Raw genomic sequence first — 15,810 nt, 5'->3', positions numbered from 1 at the left:
TAAAATTTACGTTTACGCCAACGTAAATCTAAAATCAACTTTCTAATTAGTGTAAAAACTGTAAAGTTAGCTTGCTAAAAATTTATTACATACTGTCTAACTGGCTTATAACGTTTATAAACACTCAACTTCTGCTGTATTTCCGCTTTTATTTTATACGTCTAAAGTATAACAACCAGATCGCACTTTACCTTTACGTAAACTTCACTTATATTGGAGTTATTCGAATGAGGTAAACATTACAATGAAATCAGATAATCAAACAAACTTTGCAAATTCAGCCAACGAGCCGGCTAAAAACGAACAAACTTTTAGCATTAGTGAATTGGCTAAAGAATTTGATATTACTACCCGCTCTATCCGTTTTTACGAAGACCAAGGGTTAATATCGCCAGAGCGCAATGGTCAAACACGTATTTACTCAAAGCGCGACAAGGTACGCCTTAAGCTAATACTGCGCGGTAAACGTTTAGGTTTCACCTTAGCTGAAACAGGTCGTTTGTTTGAACTGTATGATGCTGATAAATCAAGTGCAAAACAGTTAGTTACTATGCTTGACCTTATCAGTGAGAAAAAAGCCGATCTTTCACAACAGATGGATGACATTAAAGTGGTTCTTATGGAACTGGTCACCGCTGAACGTCGCTGTCGCGACACGCTTAGCAAAATAGATGAATAAAATATAACAACGTCATCAACACACAGGAATTAATCATGAGCACTATTTCACTATATAAAGAAATGAACTTTGGCCTTGGCGAAACTGCAGATATGATCCGCAGTCACGTAAACAGCTTTGCCAGTCAAGAAATTGCCCCACTAGCTGAAAAAACTGACCTTGATAATGCGTTCCCCAATGAACTTTGGCCGCAAATGGGTGAAATGGGCGTGCTTGGCATGACCGTGGATGAAGAGTTTGGTGGTGCTGGCTTAGGCTATTTAGAGCACGTTATTGCCATGGAAGAAATTAGCCGTGCAAGTGCCTCTATTGGTTTAAGTTACGGTGCGCATTCTAACCTGTGTGTTAATCAAATAAACCGTAATGGTTCACAAACACAAAAAGAAAAATACTTACCTAAACTAATTAGCGGCGAGCACATTGGTGCACTGGCGATGAGTGAGCCTAACGCGGGCTCTGATGTTGTTTCTATGAAACTCAAAGCAGAGAAAAAAGGCGATAAATACATTTTAAACGGTAATAAAATGTGGATCACTAATGGCCCTGACGCTGATACGTTGGTAATTTATGCAAAAACAGATTTAAACGCCGGCGCTAAAGGGATTACAGCCTTTATTGTAGAAAAAACATTTCCTGGTTTTTCAACCGCACAAAAGCTCGACAAACTCGGCATGCGTGGCTCAAATACCTGTGAATTGGTATTTGAAAACTGTGAAGTACCTGAAGAAAATATTTTAGGTAACTTAAACGAAGGCGTTAAGGTACTTATGAGTGGCCTTGATTATGAGCGTGTTGTTTTAGCGGCTGGCCCACTTGGCATAATGCAAGCGTGTATGGATATTGTGGTGCCTTACATCCATGAGCGTAAGCAATTTGACAGCCCTATTGGTCAATTCCAGTTAATACAAGGCAAAATTGCTGATATGTATACACAAATGAACGCAGCTCGCTCATATGTATACACAGTAGCAAAAGCATGTGATCGCGGCGAAACCACCCGTAAAGACGCTGCTGGCGCAATTTTATACGCTGCTGAGCTTGCAACTAAAATGGCATTAGATGCAATTCAGATTTTAGGCGGCAATGGTTACATAAACGAATACGCAACAGGTCGCTTACTGCGTGATGCGAAATTATATGAAATTGGTGCGGGCACCTCTGAAATACGCCGTATGTTAATTGGTCGCGAATTATTCACTGAAAGCCGCTAAGGATTAGTTATGACGATTTTAAAATCGAGCGTTAATCCGCATGATCCAAATTTTGTGCAAAATCACAACAACATGTCGGCGCTAGTGGATGATTTACGCAGTAAAGCAGCAACAATACGTTTAGGCGGCGGCGCTGCCCTAAAAGAGCGCCATGAAGGCCGCGGTAAATTGTTTGTCCGTGACCGTATTACCACTTTGCTAGATGAAGGCTCGCCATTTTTAGAAATATCGCAATTTGCTGCCTTTGGCGTTTATGAACAAGATATTCCTTGTGCCGGTGTGGTTGCAGGTATTGGTCGCGTTAAAGGCTTTGAATGTATGGTGATTGCTAATGATGCGACAGTAAAAGGCGGCACCTATTTCCCGCTGACTGTTAAAAAGCATTTACGCGCTCAAGACATCGCCGAACGTTGTCATTTACCGTGTATTTATTTAGTTGACTCAGGTGGCGCAAACTTACCTGAGCAAGACGACGTATTCCCTGACAAACTGCATTTTGGTCGTATTTTTTATAATCAAGCGCGTATGTCGGGTAAAGGCATTCCACAAATTGCTGTGGTTATGGGGTTATGTACTGCAGGTGGTGCGTATGTTCCTGCTATGGCCGATGAAAGTATTATTGTAAAAGAGCAAGGCACTATCTTTTTAGCTGGTCCGCCGCTGGTAAAAGCTGCCACCGGTGAAGTAGTTACTGCAGAAGAGCTTGGTGGCGCCGATGTACACTGTAAAACATCAGGTGTGGCCGATCATTACGCTGAAAACGATGCTCATGCGTTATCGATTGCTCGCCAGTGTATTGAACGAATTAACTATTCGCGCCCTACCTCACCATTACTAGAAGAAGTAAAAGCCCCTCGTTTTGATATTAACGAACTTTACGGCATTGTCGGTACTGATCTTAAAAAGCCATTTGATGTCCGTGAGGTCATTGCCCGTACTGTTGATGACTCATCGTTTGATGAATTTAAACGCTACTTTGGTGAAACACTGGTAACAGGTTTTGCCAGCATTTATGGTCATCCCGTAGGCATAGTGGCCAACAACGGTATTTTATTTAGTGAGTCAGCACAAAAAGGCGCGCACTTTATTCAACTATGTGCTCAGCGCAACATTCCACTGGTATTTTTACAAAATATTACTGGCTTTATGGTTGGTAAAAAATACGAGTCTGAAGGCATTGCTAAGCACGGCGCTAAAATGGTGATGGCGGTATCGTGTGCCGATGTACCCAAATTTACCATTTTAATCGGTGGCTCATACGGTGCAGGTAACTATGGTATGTGTGGCCGCGCGTTTGAACCGACCATGATGTGGATGTGGCCGAATGCCCGTATTTCGGTTATGGGTGGTGAACAAGCCGCTGGTGTAATGGCGCAAGTAAAACAAGATGGTTTAGCCCGCAAAGGCGAAAGCATGAACGAGCAACAAATTAGCGATTTTAAAAAGCCAATCATTGATCAATACGAACAGCAAGGTCACCCATATTATGCCAGTGCCCGTTTATGGGATGATGGCATTATTGACCCTGCTGATACACGCAATGTTCTTGGGCTTGCACTTAGCGCAGCTAAAAATGCTCCTGAGCGTGAATCAAAATTTGGCGTATTTAGAATGTAATGGGAGCTTAAAATGTCAGTAACACTACAAATAACAAAATCTAATGTGGCTGTACTTGTTTTAAGTCGCCCAGAAAAACGCAATGCCTTTAATAGCGACGTTATCCATGAGCTTATTCAATGTATTGAACATGCTAATACGCTCGATATTCGTGCCCTTGTATTAAAAACTGAGGGTAAACACTTTTCAGCCGGTGCCGATTTAGCCTGGATGAAATCGATGGCAGATAACAACTATAACGATAATTTGGCCGATTCAATGCAGCTGGCTAAGTTAATGCAAGTTTTAGCACAAAGCCCACACCCTACAATTTGTGCGGTACAAGGCGCAGCATTTGGTGGCGCATTGGGCTTAATTGCTTGCTGTGATATCGCGCTCAGTAAAGACGACGCTCAATTTTGCTTAAGTGAAGTGAAACTCGGCCTTATTCCTGCTGTGATCAGCCCTTATGTAATTAAAGCCATTGGTGAGCGCGCTGCTCGTCGTTACTTTTTAACGGCTGAAGTATTTGATGCGCATACGGCCAAACAGCTGGGGCTAGTTCACCAAATTACAGGGAATTTAGACTGTGCACTGGATAACCTATTACAAACGCTGATAGATAATGGCCCGGTAGCGGTTAAAGCAGCTAAAGCGCTTATTAATGATGTGGCAAACAAAGAAGTCGATAACGAAATAATTGCGCTCACTGCAGAACGTATAGCCAAAATTCGTGTATCAGACGAAGGTCAAGAAGGTCTAACTGCCTTTTTTGAAAAACGCCCTCCCCAATGGCAACTCTAGGACGCATTATGAACACAGTACACTTACAAAAAATTCTGATTGCTAATCGCGGAGAAATTGCTTGTCGTATTATGCGAACAGCAAAGCAAATGGGCTTGACCACAGTTGCGGTTTATTCAGATGCAGATAAAAACGCTCAACATGTGAAAATGGCGGATGAAGCCTACCATATTGGTGCAGCGCCGAGTAAAGACTCATACCTAGTTGCAGATAAAATACTTAACGTTGCCAAAATGAGTGGCGCCGATTGCATTCATCCTGGTTATGGATTTTTATCTGAAAACAGCGAATTTGCTAATGTTTGTGAAGCCAATAACATTGCCTTTATTGGGCCACCAGCAAGTAGCATAGAAGCTATGGGCTCTAAAACCCGTGCAAAAGAAATTATGGCAGCCGCTAATGTTCCTTTGGTGCCAGGTTATTATGGCGATAAACAAGACCCTAGCTTTTTACAAGCTGAGGCTGAAAAAATTGGCTACCCTGTGCTTATCAAAGCGGCCTTTGGTGGCGGTGGTAAAGGCATGCGTATTGTTTCAAAAGCCAGTGAGTTTATAAGCGCATTAGAAGGCGCTAAACGTGAAGCTATTGCCGGTTTTGGTAATGATCTGGTTTTGCTTGAGCGTTATGTTGACCAACCACGCCATGTTGAAGTACAAGTATTTGCTGATAACTATGGCAACTGTGTGTATTTAGGTGATCGTGATTGTTCATTGCAGCGTCGGCATCAAAAAGTGATTGAAGAAGCGCCTGCCCCCGGTTTATCAGACTCATTGCGAAAAGAAATGGGCGAAGCCGCAGTACGATGTGCCCTAGCAATTGACTACCGAGGCGCTGGCACTGTGGAATTTTTACTCTGTGGTGATGAGTTCTTTTTCATGGAAATGAATACTCGCTTGCAAGTAGAGCACCCAGTGAGTGAAATGGTCACCGGCGTTGATTTAGTTAATTGGCAAATTAATGTAGCCAGTGGTTTAGCGTTACCTTTAGCGCAAGCAGATATTCAGCTACAAGGCCACAGCTTTGAAGCACGTATTTACGCTGAAGATCCAAGTAATGACTTTATTCCGTGCTCTGGCACTATTGAGGCACTATTTACGCCCGCTAACAGTGAATATGTACGTATTGATACTGGTATTGCCCAAGGTGATGAAATAAGCCCGTATTACGATCCAATGATTGCCAAACTGATTGTTCATGATGATAACCGCGACCAAGCACTTTCCCGTTTACAACAAGCATTAACACAATTTCATTTAGCCGGATTTAGCACTAATATCAGCTTTTTATATAATTTAGCGATTCATCCACGCTTTAAACAAGGTGCTCCAAGCACCCACTTTATTGCAGAGCAAGGTGAAGCGTTAGTTACTATTGACCCGTCTTTATTACAAACTAGCCGCTTAATTGCAGGTTTTGCGTATTTAGCATCACTTGGTAGTAATACAAGTAGTGCAAATCCATGGCAACAATTACATGGGTTTAGTTTAAATGCGCCGCAACAAGTTAACATTCCATTTAGCGATACCCCCTTAAACGCAATAAAAACCGCGCAGGGCTATAGCATGACCATTAATGACAACACCTTTGAAGTGCAAGGTGAGTTAACTAATGGCTACTGCAACGTATCGATTAATGGCGCTAAACACACTGCGCATGTTAGCCACGTTGATAATGCCATTACTGTAATGAACCAAGCACTGCAAACTAAGTTTGAATGTGTTGATAAACATTTCATCAGCTCACATGAAAATGAGGCATTACCTCTTGCTGCGCCACTTAATGGTACTGTAGTTAAACACTTGTTAGAGGTGGGAAGTACCATTACTAAAGGCGATGCAGTGGTTATAATTGAAGCAATGAAAATGGAATACACGCTTAATGCCCCACATGATGGCGTATTAAAAAGTTACTGTTTTGCTGAGGGTGAACTGGTAAGCCATGGCGCTTTACTGGCCATAGTTGAAGACACAACAGCAGAGGAACCCGCTTAATATGAGTTCATTATTACCTAAAGCAGTGCGCATTGTTGAAGTGGGCGCCAGAGATGGACTTCAAAATGAAGCCGCTGTAGAAACTGCTGATAAAATAACGCTTATTAACGCACTCGCCGCTGCAGGCATAAAAGACATAGAAGCTGGTGCGTTTGTCTCACCTAAATGGGTGCCACAAATGGCAGACTCTAGTGAAGTAATAAGCGCACTTAATTTACCTGAGGTTAATCTCAGTGCCCTTACCCCTAATTTAAAAGGGGCAGAGGCAGCAGATGCTGTAGGTATTAAAGAATTTGCAATATTTACCGCAGCGAGCGAAGCATTTTGCCAAAAAAATATTAATTGCTCTATTGAGCAAAGTTTGGCGCGTTTTAGTGAAGTTATGGCTTTTGCAAAGGCGAATAACATTCGCGTACGCGGTTATGTAAGTTGTGTGTTAGGTTGCCCGTATGAGGGAGATGTTGACCCTCATACTGTACTGGCTGTTGCTGCTAAACTCTTAAAAATGGGCTGTTATGAAATTAGCCTAGGTGACACCATAGGTATTGGCACACCCGCTAAAGTAATAGAGCTACTTACATTGCTACTTAAACATATTGATAAATCTAAACTTGCTGTACATTTTCATGACACATACGGGCAAGCGCTCACAAATATTTACGCTGCGCTAAACCTTGGTATAGCAACGGTTGACAGTGCTGTTGCCGGCCTTGGTGGCTGCCCATATGCCAAAGGCGCGTCAGGAAATGTTGCCACAGAAGATGTTGTATACTTACTGCAAGGGCTTGGCATTGAGCATGGAATTGATTTACAAAGGCTTGCTGAGGCAGGTTGGCAAATTACGAGTGCACTGAACAAACAACCTGCTAGCAAGGTTTCTGCAGCATTACACGCACAATAATTATATAGCACAGAATGAGGAGTGACTCATGGCCGGTTTTGATAAAGTAGTTTCTAGTTATGAAGCTGCAATGGAAGGTTTAAAAGACGGCGATACAATAATAGCCGGTGGTTTTGGCTTATGTGGTATCCCTGAGGGTCTAATTGCCCAAATTAAAAAAATGCAAACTAAAGAATTAACCGTTGTTTCCAATAACTGTGGTGTTGATGACTTTGGTTTAGGGCTGTTACTGCACGACAAGCAAATTAAAAAGGTAGTCGCCTCATACGTTGGCGAAAATGCCTTGTTTGAACAGCAACTACTAAGTGGCGAGATTGATGTAGAACTTACGCCACAAGGTACTCTTGCTGAAAAAATGCGTGCTGGTGGTGCAGGAATACCTGCTTTTTACACAGCCACAGGTTACGGCACACCGGTTGCTGAGGGTAAAGAAGTAAAAGAGTTTAATGGTCGCCCTTATATTTTAGAAGAGTCAATTACCGGTGAATTCGCTATTGTAAAAGCATGGAAAGCGGATCGCTACGGCAACTTAGTATTTCGTCATACAGCCATGAACTTCAATCCAATGGCGGCTACTGCGGGTAAAATTACCGTTGCAGAAGTAGAGGAAATTGTTGAGCCAGGGGAACTTGAGCCAAGCCAAATACATACGCCAGGAATTTTTGTTAACCGCGTTATAAAAGGTAACTTTGAAAAACGCATTGAACGTGTTACCACACGAGATTAAGCAGGAGCACTAACAATGGCATTATCACGTGAACAAGTCGCAATGCGCGTAGCTCAAGAGTTACAAGATGGGTTTTATGTTAATTTGGGCATTGGTATTCCGACACTCGTCGCAAACTATGTACCCGATGGCATAGAAGTTATGCTACAGTCCGAAAATGGTCTTTTAGGCATGGGCGAATACCCTACTAAAGCCACTGTTGATGCGGATATGATCAACGCGGGTAAAGAAACCGTGACGGCAGCTACCGGTGCAGCTATATTTAATAGTGCAGATAGTTTTGCCATGATACGGGGTGGTCATGTAGACTTAACCGTTCTGGGCGCGTTTGAGGTAGATCAAAACGGTTCTATAGCCTCATGGATGATCCCTAAAAAATTAATTAAAGGCATGGGCGGAGCGATGGATTTAGTCGCAGGTGCAAAAAACATTATTGTTACCATGACCCATGCCAGTAAACACGGCGACTCTAAGTTATTAGAAAGCTGTACGTTACCGCTAACGGGCGTTAACTGTGTTAAAAAAATAGTTACTGATTTAGCCGTTCTAGAAGTAAAAGACGGCGCATTTCATTTACTAGAACGCGCACCAGGCGTATCAGTTGATGAAATTATTAGCAAAACGGCAGGTAAATTGCTTGTTAATGGTGATATTCCTGAGATGGTGTTTTAAACCACTCATAATTTCACTCTGTACCGACCTCATTCCCAGTGCCAATGGCGCTGAGTTACCCAAAATCCCTCGTAAGAGGGATTTTTTTTGTCTATATTTTAGTTTTTGCACTATAGTGACAATTTAACGCACCACTTAGGTGAATTCGACCTAATAAAATAAATAAATTGCTGATATAGTTAGTTTTTATTTTTGGTTTAATTATTGCCTATTACTAGGCGATTGAAATAACTTTATACTGGATACCATGCAAACACCTATTCGCGGCCTTCGCTCTTTTTGTTTTGCCGCAAAAAGCTTAAGTTTTAAACATGCTGCTAAAGAGCTTTACTTAACGCCCTCGGCTGTAAGCCACCAAATTAAACAGCTAGAAGAGCAGCTAGGCATTGATTTATTTCAAAGACAAACTCGCTCTATTAGTTTAACGCCTGCAGGTAAAAACTTTTTTGAAGCAATTTATCCAATTATAAATATGCTAGAGAGCACCATTAATGAATTTAGTCAGTTACAACAAAATGTAAACTTAACCATTACCCTGCCCGAATTTTTTGCCAGTGAATTGTTAATGCCTAAGCTCAGTGAATGGACCAGCGAGCACCCTAATATTAATTTACACATGGATACCCTCAAAACGCGCAAAGAACTAACTCGCCAAAGTGATTTATCTATAATTTTATCTTCAAGTAAACCGCTTGATGGACTGGCTACTGAGTTATTTAATTTAGAATATATTCCAGCATGTAATAAAAAACTACTTGAACAATGGCAAAACGATCATTGCCAAGCGCTTAATCAAGTGCCGCTTATTGTGCATAAAGCACGGCCTTGGGCTTGGCATCAGTGGGCAGAAAAAGTTGGAATTGATGACTTTTCACCAACACAAATTATTCAAATAGATAGTATGTTTGGTGTAGCAAGAGCGGCGCAACAAGGAATGGGCATTGCACTTATTCCTCTGCCAATTAGCCAAAGCTGGCTGGATGAGCAATGGCTTTATAAACTGTTTGAACAACCCCTTACCACCAAAGATAAATACTACTTGGTACAACACGGCTCTAGTACAGCAAACCACCCGCTCGATTTGTTTGCCAAGTGGGTAATTAACACCTTCAGACAAACAAAGTGACTATTAATTAAACGCCCTTTTATGGGCGTTTAATTATTTACGACCTTTTTAAAATATTTTTTTCGTGTCTCACGTAAACCTCAAAAAATAAAATATAACCAGCATTATCAACCACTTGAGCAGCTACTTGTTGACTGAATTTATAGATTAGTTTTTTTCACTTATTAGTTTTGTTTTTATCGCTTGTCGAAATTGAGTAAAAGCTCTAAAGTTAACTCAACAAATCAGCAACGACCAAAAATAATAAAACGCGTTACTGAAACCAAATTTAATTAGTTTGTAACAACAAGCTAGTAAAAAAGAATCTTTATTGTGTGTGAAGATGTTGTCAGTGTAAAAAACAGCTCAAGTTCGGTGGTGACTTAGCTTGGGTTGTTTTTATTTTACGCTTACACCCGCCAATAAATATAAGAATCTTTATTGTGTGTGAAGATGTTGTCAGTGTAAAAAGCAACTCAAGTTCGGTGGTGACTGAGCTTGAGTTGTTTTTATTTACATTCACATCAGCAACAATAATTCAGCATTAGTTATTACTAATACAACCCCCCGAATCTTTATTGTGTGTGAAGATGTTGTCAATTGAAATGCAGCGACCTCTTTTAAGTATCGCTGCTTTTTTTTGCTTAAAATTTGCCTATTTGCTAATTAGCTTAAACATCATCTGATCTGTTTATTTCCTCACGAGCAACAAATTCTAATACAGTGGCATTAATACAATATCTATCTTGACCATTTGGCCCTTCACCCGGGAATAAATGCCCTAAATGAATCCCGGTACTTTTAGATTTAAGCTCAATACGTTGCATTCCCCAACTGTTATCTTCATGCTGCGTTACGCTGTCTTTTACAGGGTGTGTAAACGACAACCAGCCAGTACCCGAATTAAATCTGTCGCGGGTATCAAACAAGGGTTCACCACTGAGTTTATCGATAAAAATGCCATCGGGGGTGTTTTTAAAAATAGCGTATTCTTTGCAATATGGGCTGTCGGTTTTAGCGTTAAACGCTACTTTATAAGCTTCACTGTCACCGAGTTTAAATGCACCTAGCGCTTTATAAAAAAGCTCGGCATCCATATAACCTTGGCGAGAATACACTTCTACTCCATCTTCTAAAAATAGTATGGTGGGTGTAGCCCAAGTTGCACTTTTGATAGTTAAGCCGCTAAGCTGATCAGCATGGCGAAATGTCATTGGTATTGTGCCTTTGTAGTCATTGGCTACCGCCGCTTTAAACTTTTCACAGTAAGGGCAGTAATCGCGAGAGTCTAAAATAACAATTTGTTTGCCAGTCGACAATGCAGTGTTATCAACCTGCTGCTTTTCATCTTGACTAAAAACAACGCCGGTTGAATGGTCTGGGCAATAACCGTTTGGATTTTTTTCAAGGTAATTTTGATGATACTCTTCAGCAGAATAAAATTGCTCTAGTGGCTTAATTTGTGTAGCTATTGTTCCATAACCTGCTTTGGTGAGTAACTGCTGGTACTGCTGTGTTACAGCAATCGCGGTGTTTGCTTGCTCGTCACTAGTAGTTAAAATAATAGAGCGATATTGTGTGCCTACATCATTACCTTGGCGGTTTTTTTGAGTCGGATCGTGGCTTTCGTAATAATTTTGCAGCAGCTCTTTTGCCGAAATAATATTGCTATTAAATGTAACCTGCACCACTTCAGCGTAGTTATCTTCATCAAAGCGACGCGATAGCTTAGTTATATTCCTGTAGGTTGGTTTAAACCCATGCCCATCGGCATAGCCCGACTCTGCATCGAGTACTCCATTAAGTGCTTCATAGCGTTTTTCTGCCCCCCAAAAACAACCCGAGCCAAGCACTAGCTTTTCTACATGCATAGTGGCATCTAAATCACTGGATTTAGTTACCTCATCTGACGAGATAGCGCTCATCGTACTTAGTAATCCCAACATAGCAAATGTAGCTAATATTAACCCCTTAAACATACGATTACCTCTTAGTTTTAGTTACTCTAGGGTCTGTTGACCTTCCAAGGTTAAATTTGCAGCAGTCTGTTTGGTGTTTAGGCAAGGCAGAGCCTATGTAGTGTGGTTATTCCCCATAAATAGGCGATAACGCAGCATCAATGCCAAACAGGCGCTGCCCGAAGGGTTCTGCCTAGGAGCGATTTAGTCTTTGTTGCTCGGTTTTTACTTAGCCCACTAGGTTCCAAAACTCGCACCGCGATTAAACCGCTCCTAGTTTGAACAATTTAGTCTTTGTTGCTCGGTTTTTACTTAGCCCACTAGGTTCCAAAACTCGCGCCGCGATTAAACCGCTCCTAGTTTGAACAATTTTAATCCGCAAAGGTCAACAGACCCTAAAGCAGACCTGTAAACTCAACAATTAATTTCACACACAACAAAACTTTACGAATGAGGGAGTTTATTCGATCCGAGCTTGTCTATTAATATCGTAATAGTTCAACGACTGTGATAGCTTAAATGTAATTAATATTAATGAGTTATCGATATGAGCATGATTCCTAGTATAAAAATTTTAACGAACTCTAGCCTGCTTTTTGATGTTTCTCACTACAGCGAACCACACATACTTGCAACGCAAAAAAAGCTTTGGGCACTCGCCCAACACTGTAAAAACAGCAATGAATTTATCGATTTGGTACCAGCTATGAACTCGTTAACTTTGTATTTAAAGTCCTCAGAAATGCTTAATAAATGGTACAACACCTTAGCTAAGTTATGGGATGAAGTGGATGATTACCCGTTTGATAGCCAGCACCACCAAATTAATACCTACTACCAAGGTGAAGATTTAGATTACGTAGCTAACTATCATCAACTCACAATTGATGAAGTGATTAACTTACATAGTAAAGAGTTATATCACGTTCTATTTTTAGGCTTTGTTCCCGGTTTTCCTTATTTACATGGGCTCAACTCACGGTTATTTACCCCAAGGCGCGATAACCCGCGAGTGAGTGTACCTAAAGGCGCAATTGCTATTGGAGCAGATCAAACTGGTATTTACCCTGAAGATTCGCCAGGTGGTTGGCATATTATAGCTCACACTGATGTCTGCTTATTTGATTCTAAAGCGGCTAATCCTTGCTTATTTAAACCTGGCGATACCATAGAGTTTGTGCCTGTAAAAGGAGTAAGCAATGATTAAAGTAATCAAGAGCGGTATTCAACTAACAATCCAAGATTTAGGCCGTGTGGGTTTTCGACATTTAGGGGTAAGCCGCTCAGGCAGCCTTGATACCTATGCACACATTATTGCGAACCGTTTATTAAATAACACCGACAACGCTGCCGTGCTGGAATTAACCGTGGGTTTATGCGAACTGCAATTTCAGTGTGATACCGTTATTGCCCTTCATGGAGCCGACCTCAAAGCAACCCTTGATGGACACCCACTTTATCCAGGCTGGAGTTACCCAATAAAAGCAATGCAAACACTTAAATTTGCAACTGGCCGTGGTGGCTCCCGTGCTTATATTGCAGTAAAAGGCGGTATTGAATGCCCAGAGGTTATGGGTTCTAAATCTACCGATTTAGGGGCAGCCATTGGAGGCTTTAATGGCCGTGCACTGCAAAGTGGCGATGTGGTAGCCATAAGTCCTTATACTAAACCTTGGTTATGTAATAAGGGCGCCCTTACCCCGCCAAAACGTAATATTATCCGTTTACATGTTGGTCCTCATTATGAGCTACTAACACCCGAGTGCATTAATGCTTTTTGTGATACCGCATTTACTATTAATCCAAATAGTAATCGTATGGGCGTACGCCTAGACCATAAAAATGCTGATATTATGCAACATACACTTTCATTGCCCTCTGTAGCCGTAGCACCTGGGAGCATACAGCTTCCACCTGATGGCAATCCTATAGTGTTATTAAATGACGGGCAAACAACGGGGGGTTATCCTTTAATAGCGCATGTGATAGAAGCCGACTTACATCAGTTTGCACAATTTAGAACTGCCGATCCAATCACCTTTGAATTTGTATCACTTGAGCAAGCAAATGCTGCAAAAAATAAGCTCGATGCTCACCTAGCACAACTTAAGCTGAGTTTAAGCCGCTACTGGGATTAATTAATAGTGCACTCACGCTCACTCACTGAGTAACTCAACCGCTATTTATTTATTTTTCGCTTTGCACTTTCTTGGTGCAAGGCGAACTAATTGTTGCAATTTAATTTAACTTTAATGTAATTTTAAATTAAAAATTGCACATTGCATTTTAATCTCCTTGCCAATATCACCACATTGGTGCAACGCCAATTTATTTGGTGCATAAATTATTCTTATTATTTTAAAAAAGCCGTGTGACTTAGGTATTTATTTCTGATAAAACAAGGTTAGTCTTTAGCAAACTCGCTATCGTAGGCACTTAATAGGAATGAGGAAAAATTATGTGTTCAATATTCGGCGTACTCGATATTAAATCGGATCCCAGCCAGTTACGCGCTCAGGCAATCGAAATGTCCAAACTGCTTCGCCACCGCGGGCCTGATTGGTCAGGGGTGTATTCATCAGACAAAGCAATTTTAGTGCACGAACGCTTAGCAATAGTTGGCGTATCAAGCGGTGCGCAACCATTATACAACCCAGAAAAAACGCATATTTTAGCGGTAAATGGCGAAATTTATAACCACAAAGAGCTTGCCGCTAATTTAGAAGTCGAGTTTGATTTTCAAACCCAGTCAGATTGTGAAGTTATTTTAGCCCTGTATAAACAAAAAGGGCCTGCATTTTTAGATGACTTAAATGGTATTTTTGCCTTTTGTTTATATGATGAAGAGCAAGACGCTTACCTAATTGGTCGCGACCACATTGGTATTATTCCACTGTATACAGGCCACGACGAGCATGGCAACTTTTATGTAGCATCAGAGCTAAAAGCGCTTTCACCTATTTGTAAACATATTGAGGAGTTCCCACCGGGGCATTACCTTTACAGCAAAGACGGTAAATTAACACCTTACTACCAACGTGATTGGCAAAGCTACGACGCAGTTAAGAACAACGATGCCAAGGCAGAAGATGTAAAAGATGCTCTAGAAGCCGCGGTAAAACGCCAACTAATGTGTGACGTACCCTACGGTGTATTACTATCTGGTGGATTAGATTCGTCGGTTATTTCTGCTATTTCTCAACATTTTGCCGCAAAACGTATTGAAGACAACGATGAAAGTGATGCTTGGTGGCCTAAACTGCATTCGTTTTCAGTGGGTTTAGAAGGCTCACCCGATTTAGCTGCAGCGCAAAAAGTGGCTGATATGATAGGCACTATTCACCACCCTATTATTTTTACTATTCAACAAGGTATTGATGCTCTTAAAGAAGTGATTTATCACATTGAAACCTATGATGTAACTACTATTCGTGCCTCAACCCCTATGTACTTAATGGCACGCCAAATCAAAGCTATGGGCATTAAAATGGTGCTTTCAGGTGAAGGAGCCGATGAATTATTTGGTGGTTATTTATATTTTCATAAAGCACCCAATGCACAAGAGTTTCATGAAGAGCTAAACCGTAAAGTATCAAAACTGCATATGTTTGATTGCTTACGTGCTAATAAATCAATGGCTGCCTGGGGTGTTGAAGCACGCGTGCCATTTTTAGATAAAGAATTTGTTGATGTGGCAATGCGCATCAACCCAGAAGCTAAAATGTGTAAAGACGGAAAAATTGAAAAACATATTTTGCGTGCTGGCTTCGATGGCTACCTACCAGACGAAGTGTTATGGCGTCAAAAAGAACAATTCTCTGATGGTGTTGGCTACAGCTGGATAGACACCTTAAAAGAATTTGTAAATGAGCAAGTAACAGATCAAGAACTAGCGAATGCTAAATTTAAATACCCAATTAACACGCCAGATTCAAAAGAAGCGTATTTTTACCGCCGTATTTTTGAATCGCACTTCCCGGGCGATGCCTCTGCTAACTGTGTACCACATGGTAAATCAGTAGCGTGTTCAACCCCCGAAGCACTGGCTTGGGATGCATCATTTCAAAACAATGCAGATCCATCTGGACGCGCCGCAGGCGTTCACAATGAAGCATATAAAAAATAGTTACCCCCCTATCTACGCTGCAGCTTAAAAACTGCAGCTT

13 protein-coding genes are annotated in these 15,810 nt (G+C 41.2%); 12 read left to right on the top strand and 1 reads right to left on the bottom strand.

Annotated features, from left to right (window positions below; translation table 11 throughout):
- Nucleotides 1-244 precede the first annotated feature (244 nt).
- The 9 genes from ACNSN3_RS06590 to ACNSN3_RS06550 all read left to right on the top strand — a co-directional run bounded on the left by ACNSN3_RS06590 (nt 245) and on the right by ACNSN3_RS06550 (nt 9,707).
- On the top strand, nt 245-679 hold the full coding sequence (locus ACNSN3_RS06590; RefSeq protein ID WP_008114692.1) for a MerR family transcriptional regulator: 435 nt from the start codon (nt 245-247) through the stop codon (nt 677-679).
- A 35-nt stretch (nt 680-714) separates the two neighbouring features.
- A complete protein-coding gene (locus ACNSN3_RS06585; RefSeq protein ID WP_418608829.1) occupies nt 715-1,890 on the top strand; it encodes an isovaleryl-CoA dehydrogenase in 1,176 nt (391 codons plus the stop codon).
- A 9-nt stretch (nt 1,891-1,899) separates the two neighbouring features.
- Nucleotides 1,900-3,507: a carboxyl transferase domain-containing protein gene (locus ACNSN3_RS06580; protein WP_418608828.1), complete on the top strand. Its 1,608-nt coding sequence runs from the start codon at nt 1,900-1,902 to the stop codon at nt 3,505-3,507.
- 12 nt (nt 3,508-3,519) lie between these two features.
- Nucleotides 3,520-4,290 (top strand): enoyl-CoA hydratase/isomerase family protein, encoded by a 771-nt coding sequence (locus tag ACNSN3_RS06575; RefSeq protein ID WP_418608827.1) that lies wholly within the window; start codon nt 3,520-3,522, stop codon nt 4,288-4,290.
- Between the two features lie 8 nt (nt 4,291-4,298).
- Complete coding sequence (locus tag ACNSN3_RS06570) at nt 4,299-6,281, top strand: acetyl/propionyl/methylcrotonyl-CoA carboxylase subunit alpha (protein WP_418608826.1); 1,983 nt, start codon at nt 4,299-4,301, stop codon at nt 6,279-6,281.
- 1 nt (nt 6,282) lies between these two features.
- Entirely contained in the window at nt 6,283-7,182 is a 900-nt protein-coding gene (locus ACNSN3_RS06565; RefSeq protein WP_262976329.1) for a hydroxymethylglutaryl-CoA lyase, read from the top strand.
- Nucleotides 7,183-7,210: 28 nt separating this feature from the next.
- Nucleotides 7,211-7,909 (top strand): CoA transferase subunit A, encoded by a 699-nt coding sequence (locus ACNSN3_RS06560; RefSeq protein WP_008114703.1) that lies wholly within the window; start codon nt 7,211-7,213, stop codon nt 7,907-7,909.
- Nucleotides 7,910-7,924: 15 nt separating this feature from the next.
- Nucleotides 7,925-8,581 carry a 3-oxoacid CoA-transferase subunit B gene (locus ACNSN3_RS06555; protein WP_008114705.1) on the top strand — a complete coding sequence of 219 codons (657 nt, stop codon included), beginning with the start codon at nt 7,925-7,927 and terminating at the stop codon, nt 8,579-8,581.
- Nucleotides 8,582-8,828: 247 nt separating this feature from the next.
- Nucleotides 8,829-9,707 (top strand): LysR family transcriptional regulator, encoded by an 879-nt coding sequence (locus ACNSN3_RS06550; RefSeq protein WP_010389946.1) that lies wholly within the window; start codon nt 8,829-8,831, stop codon nt 9,705-9,707.
- A 650-nt stretch (nt 9,708-10,357) separates the two neighbouring features.
- Here the strand turns inward: ACNSN3_RS06550 and msrA are convergent.
- Complete coding sequence (msrA, locus tag ACNSN3_RS06545; protein ID WP_418608825.1) at nt 10,358-11,665, bottom strand: peptide-methionine (S)-S-oxide reductase MsrA; 1,308 nt, start codon at nt 11,663-11,665, stop codon at nt 10,358-10,360.
- A 526-nt stretch (nt 11,666-12,191) separates the two neighbouring features.
- On the opposite strand from msrA, the gene pxpB reads away from it, so the two are divergent.
- The 3 genes from pxpB to asnB all read left to right on the top strand — a co-directional run bounded on the left by pxpB (nt 12,192) and on the right by asnB (nt 15,770).
- Nucleotides 12,192-12,851, top strand: a complete 660-nt coding sequence (pxpB, locus tag ACNSN3_RS06540; protein WP_010389944.1) for a 5-oxoprolinase subunit PxpB — start codon at nt 12,192-12,194, stop codon at nt 12,849-12,851.
- On the top strand, nt 12,844-13,782 hold the full coding sequence (locus ACNSN3_RS06535; protein WP_075169259.1) for a biotin-dependent carboxyltransferase family protein: 939 nt from the start codon (nt 12,844-12,846) through the stop codon (nt 13,780-13,782). The genes pxpB and ACNSN3_RS06535 overlap by 8 nt, the downstream gene beginning before the upstream one ends.
- A 320-nt stretch (nt 13,783-14,102) precedes the next feature.
- The gene (gene asnB / locus ACNSN3_RS06530; protein ID WP_418608824.1) at nt 14,103-15,770 is read left to right on the top strand and encodes an asparagine synthase B; all 1,668 of its coding nucleotides are present in this window, start codon (nt 14,103-14,105) and stop codon (nt 15,768-15,770) included.
- Nucleotides 15,771-15,810 lie beyond the last annotated feature (40 nt).

This window comes from Pseudoalteromonas sp. US3C1004 (genome assembly GCF_048401065.1).
GTDB classification, from domain to species: domain Bacteria; phylum Pseudomonadota; class Gammaproteobacteria; order Enterobacterales; family Alteromonadaceae; genus Pseudoalteromonas; species Pseudoalteromonas undina.
The sequence above is the reverse complement of the archived record's forward strand: the minus strand, read 5'-3'. Positions and strand labels throughout refer to the sequence as shown.

What these genes read in the sequence shown, in the direction of transcription:
- msrA (WP_418608825.1), bottom strand. Translation starts at nt 11,665, where the DNA reads ATGTTTAAGGGGTTAATATTAGCTACATTTGCTATGTTGGGATTACTA.
- ACNSN3_RS06565 (WP_262976329.1), top strand. Translation starts at nt 6,283, where the DNA reads ATGAGTTCATTATTACCTAAAGCAGTGCGCATTGTTGAAGTGGGCGCC.
- asnB (WP_418608824.1), top strand. Translation starts at nt 14,103, where the DNA reads ATGTGTTCAATATTCGGCGTACTCGATATTAAATCGGATCCCAGCCAG.
- pxpB (WP_010389944.1), top strand. Translation starts at nt 12,192, where the DNA reads ATGAGCATGATTCCTAGTATAAAAATTTTAACGAACTCTAGCCTGCTT.
- ACNSN3_RS06535 (WP_075169259.1), top strand. Translation starts at nt 12,844, where the DNA reads ATGATTAAAGTAATCAAGAGCGGTATTCAACTAACAATCCAAGATTTA.
- ACNSN3_RS06555 (WP_008114705.1), top strand. Translation starts at nt 7,925, where the DNA reads ATGGCATTATCACGTGAACAAGTCGCAATGCGCGTAGCTCAAGAGTTA.
- ACNSN3_RS06575 (WP_418608827.1), top strand. Translation starts at nt 3,520, where the DNA reads ATGTCAGTAACACTACAAATAACAAAATCTAATGTGGCTGTACTTGTT.
- ACNSN3_RS06580 (WP_418608828.1), top strand. Translation starts at nt 1,900, where the DNA reads ATGACGATTTTAAAATCGAGCGTTAATCCGCATGATCCAAATTTTGTG.
- ACNSN3_RS06560 (WP_008114703.1), top strand. Translation starts at nt 7,211, where the DNA reads ATGGCCGGTTTTGATAAAGTAGTTTCTAGTTATGAAGCTGCAATGGAA.
- ACNSN3_RS06585 (WP_418608829.1), top strand. Translation starts at nt 715, where the DNA reads ATGAGCACTATTTCACTATATAAAGAAATGAACTTTGGCCTTGGCGAA.
- ACNSN3_RS06550 (WP_010389946.1), top strand. Translation starts at nt 8,829, where the DNA reads ATGCAAACACCTATTCGCGGCCTTCGCTCTTTTTGTTTTGCCGCAAAA.
- ACNSN3_RS06590 (WP_008114692.1), top strand. Translation starts at nt 245, where the DNA reads ATGAAATCAGATAATCAAACAAACTTTGCAAATTCAGCCAACGAGCCG.
- ACNSN3_RS06570 (WP_418608826.1), top strand. Translation starts at nt 4,299, where the DNA reads ATGAACACAGTACACTTACAAAAAATTCTGATTGCTAATCGCGGAGAA.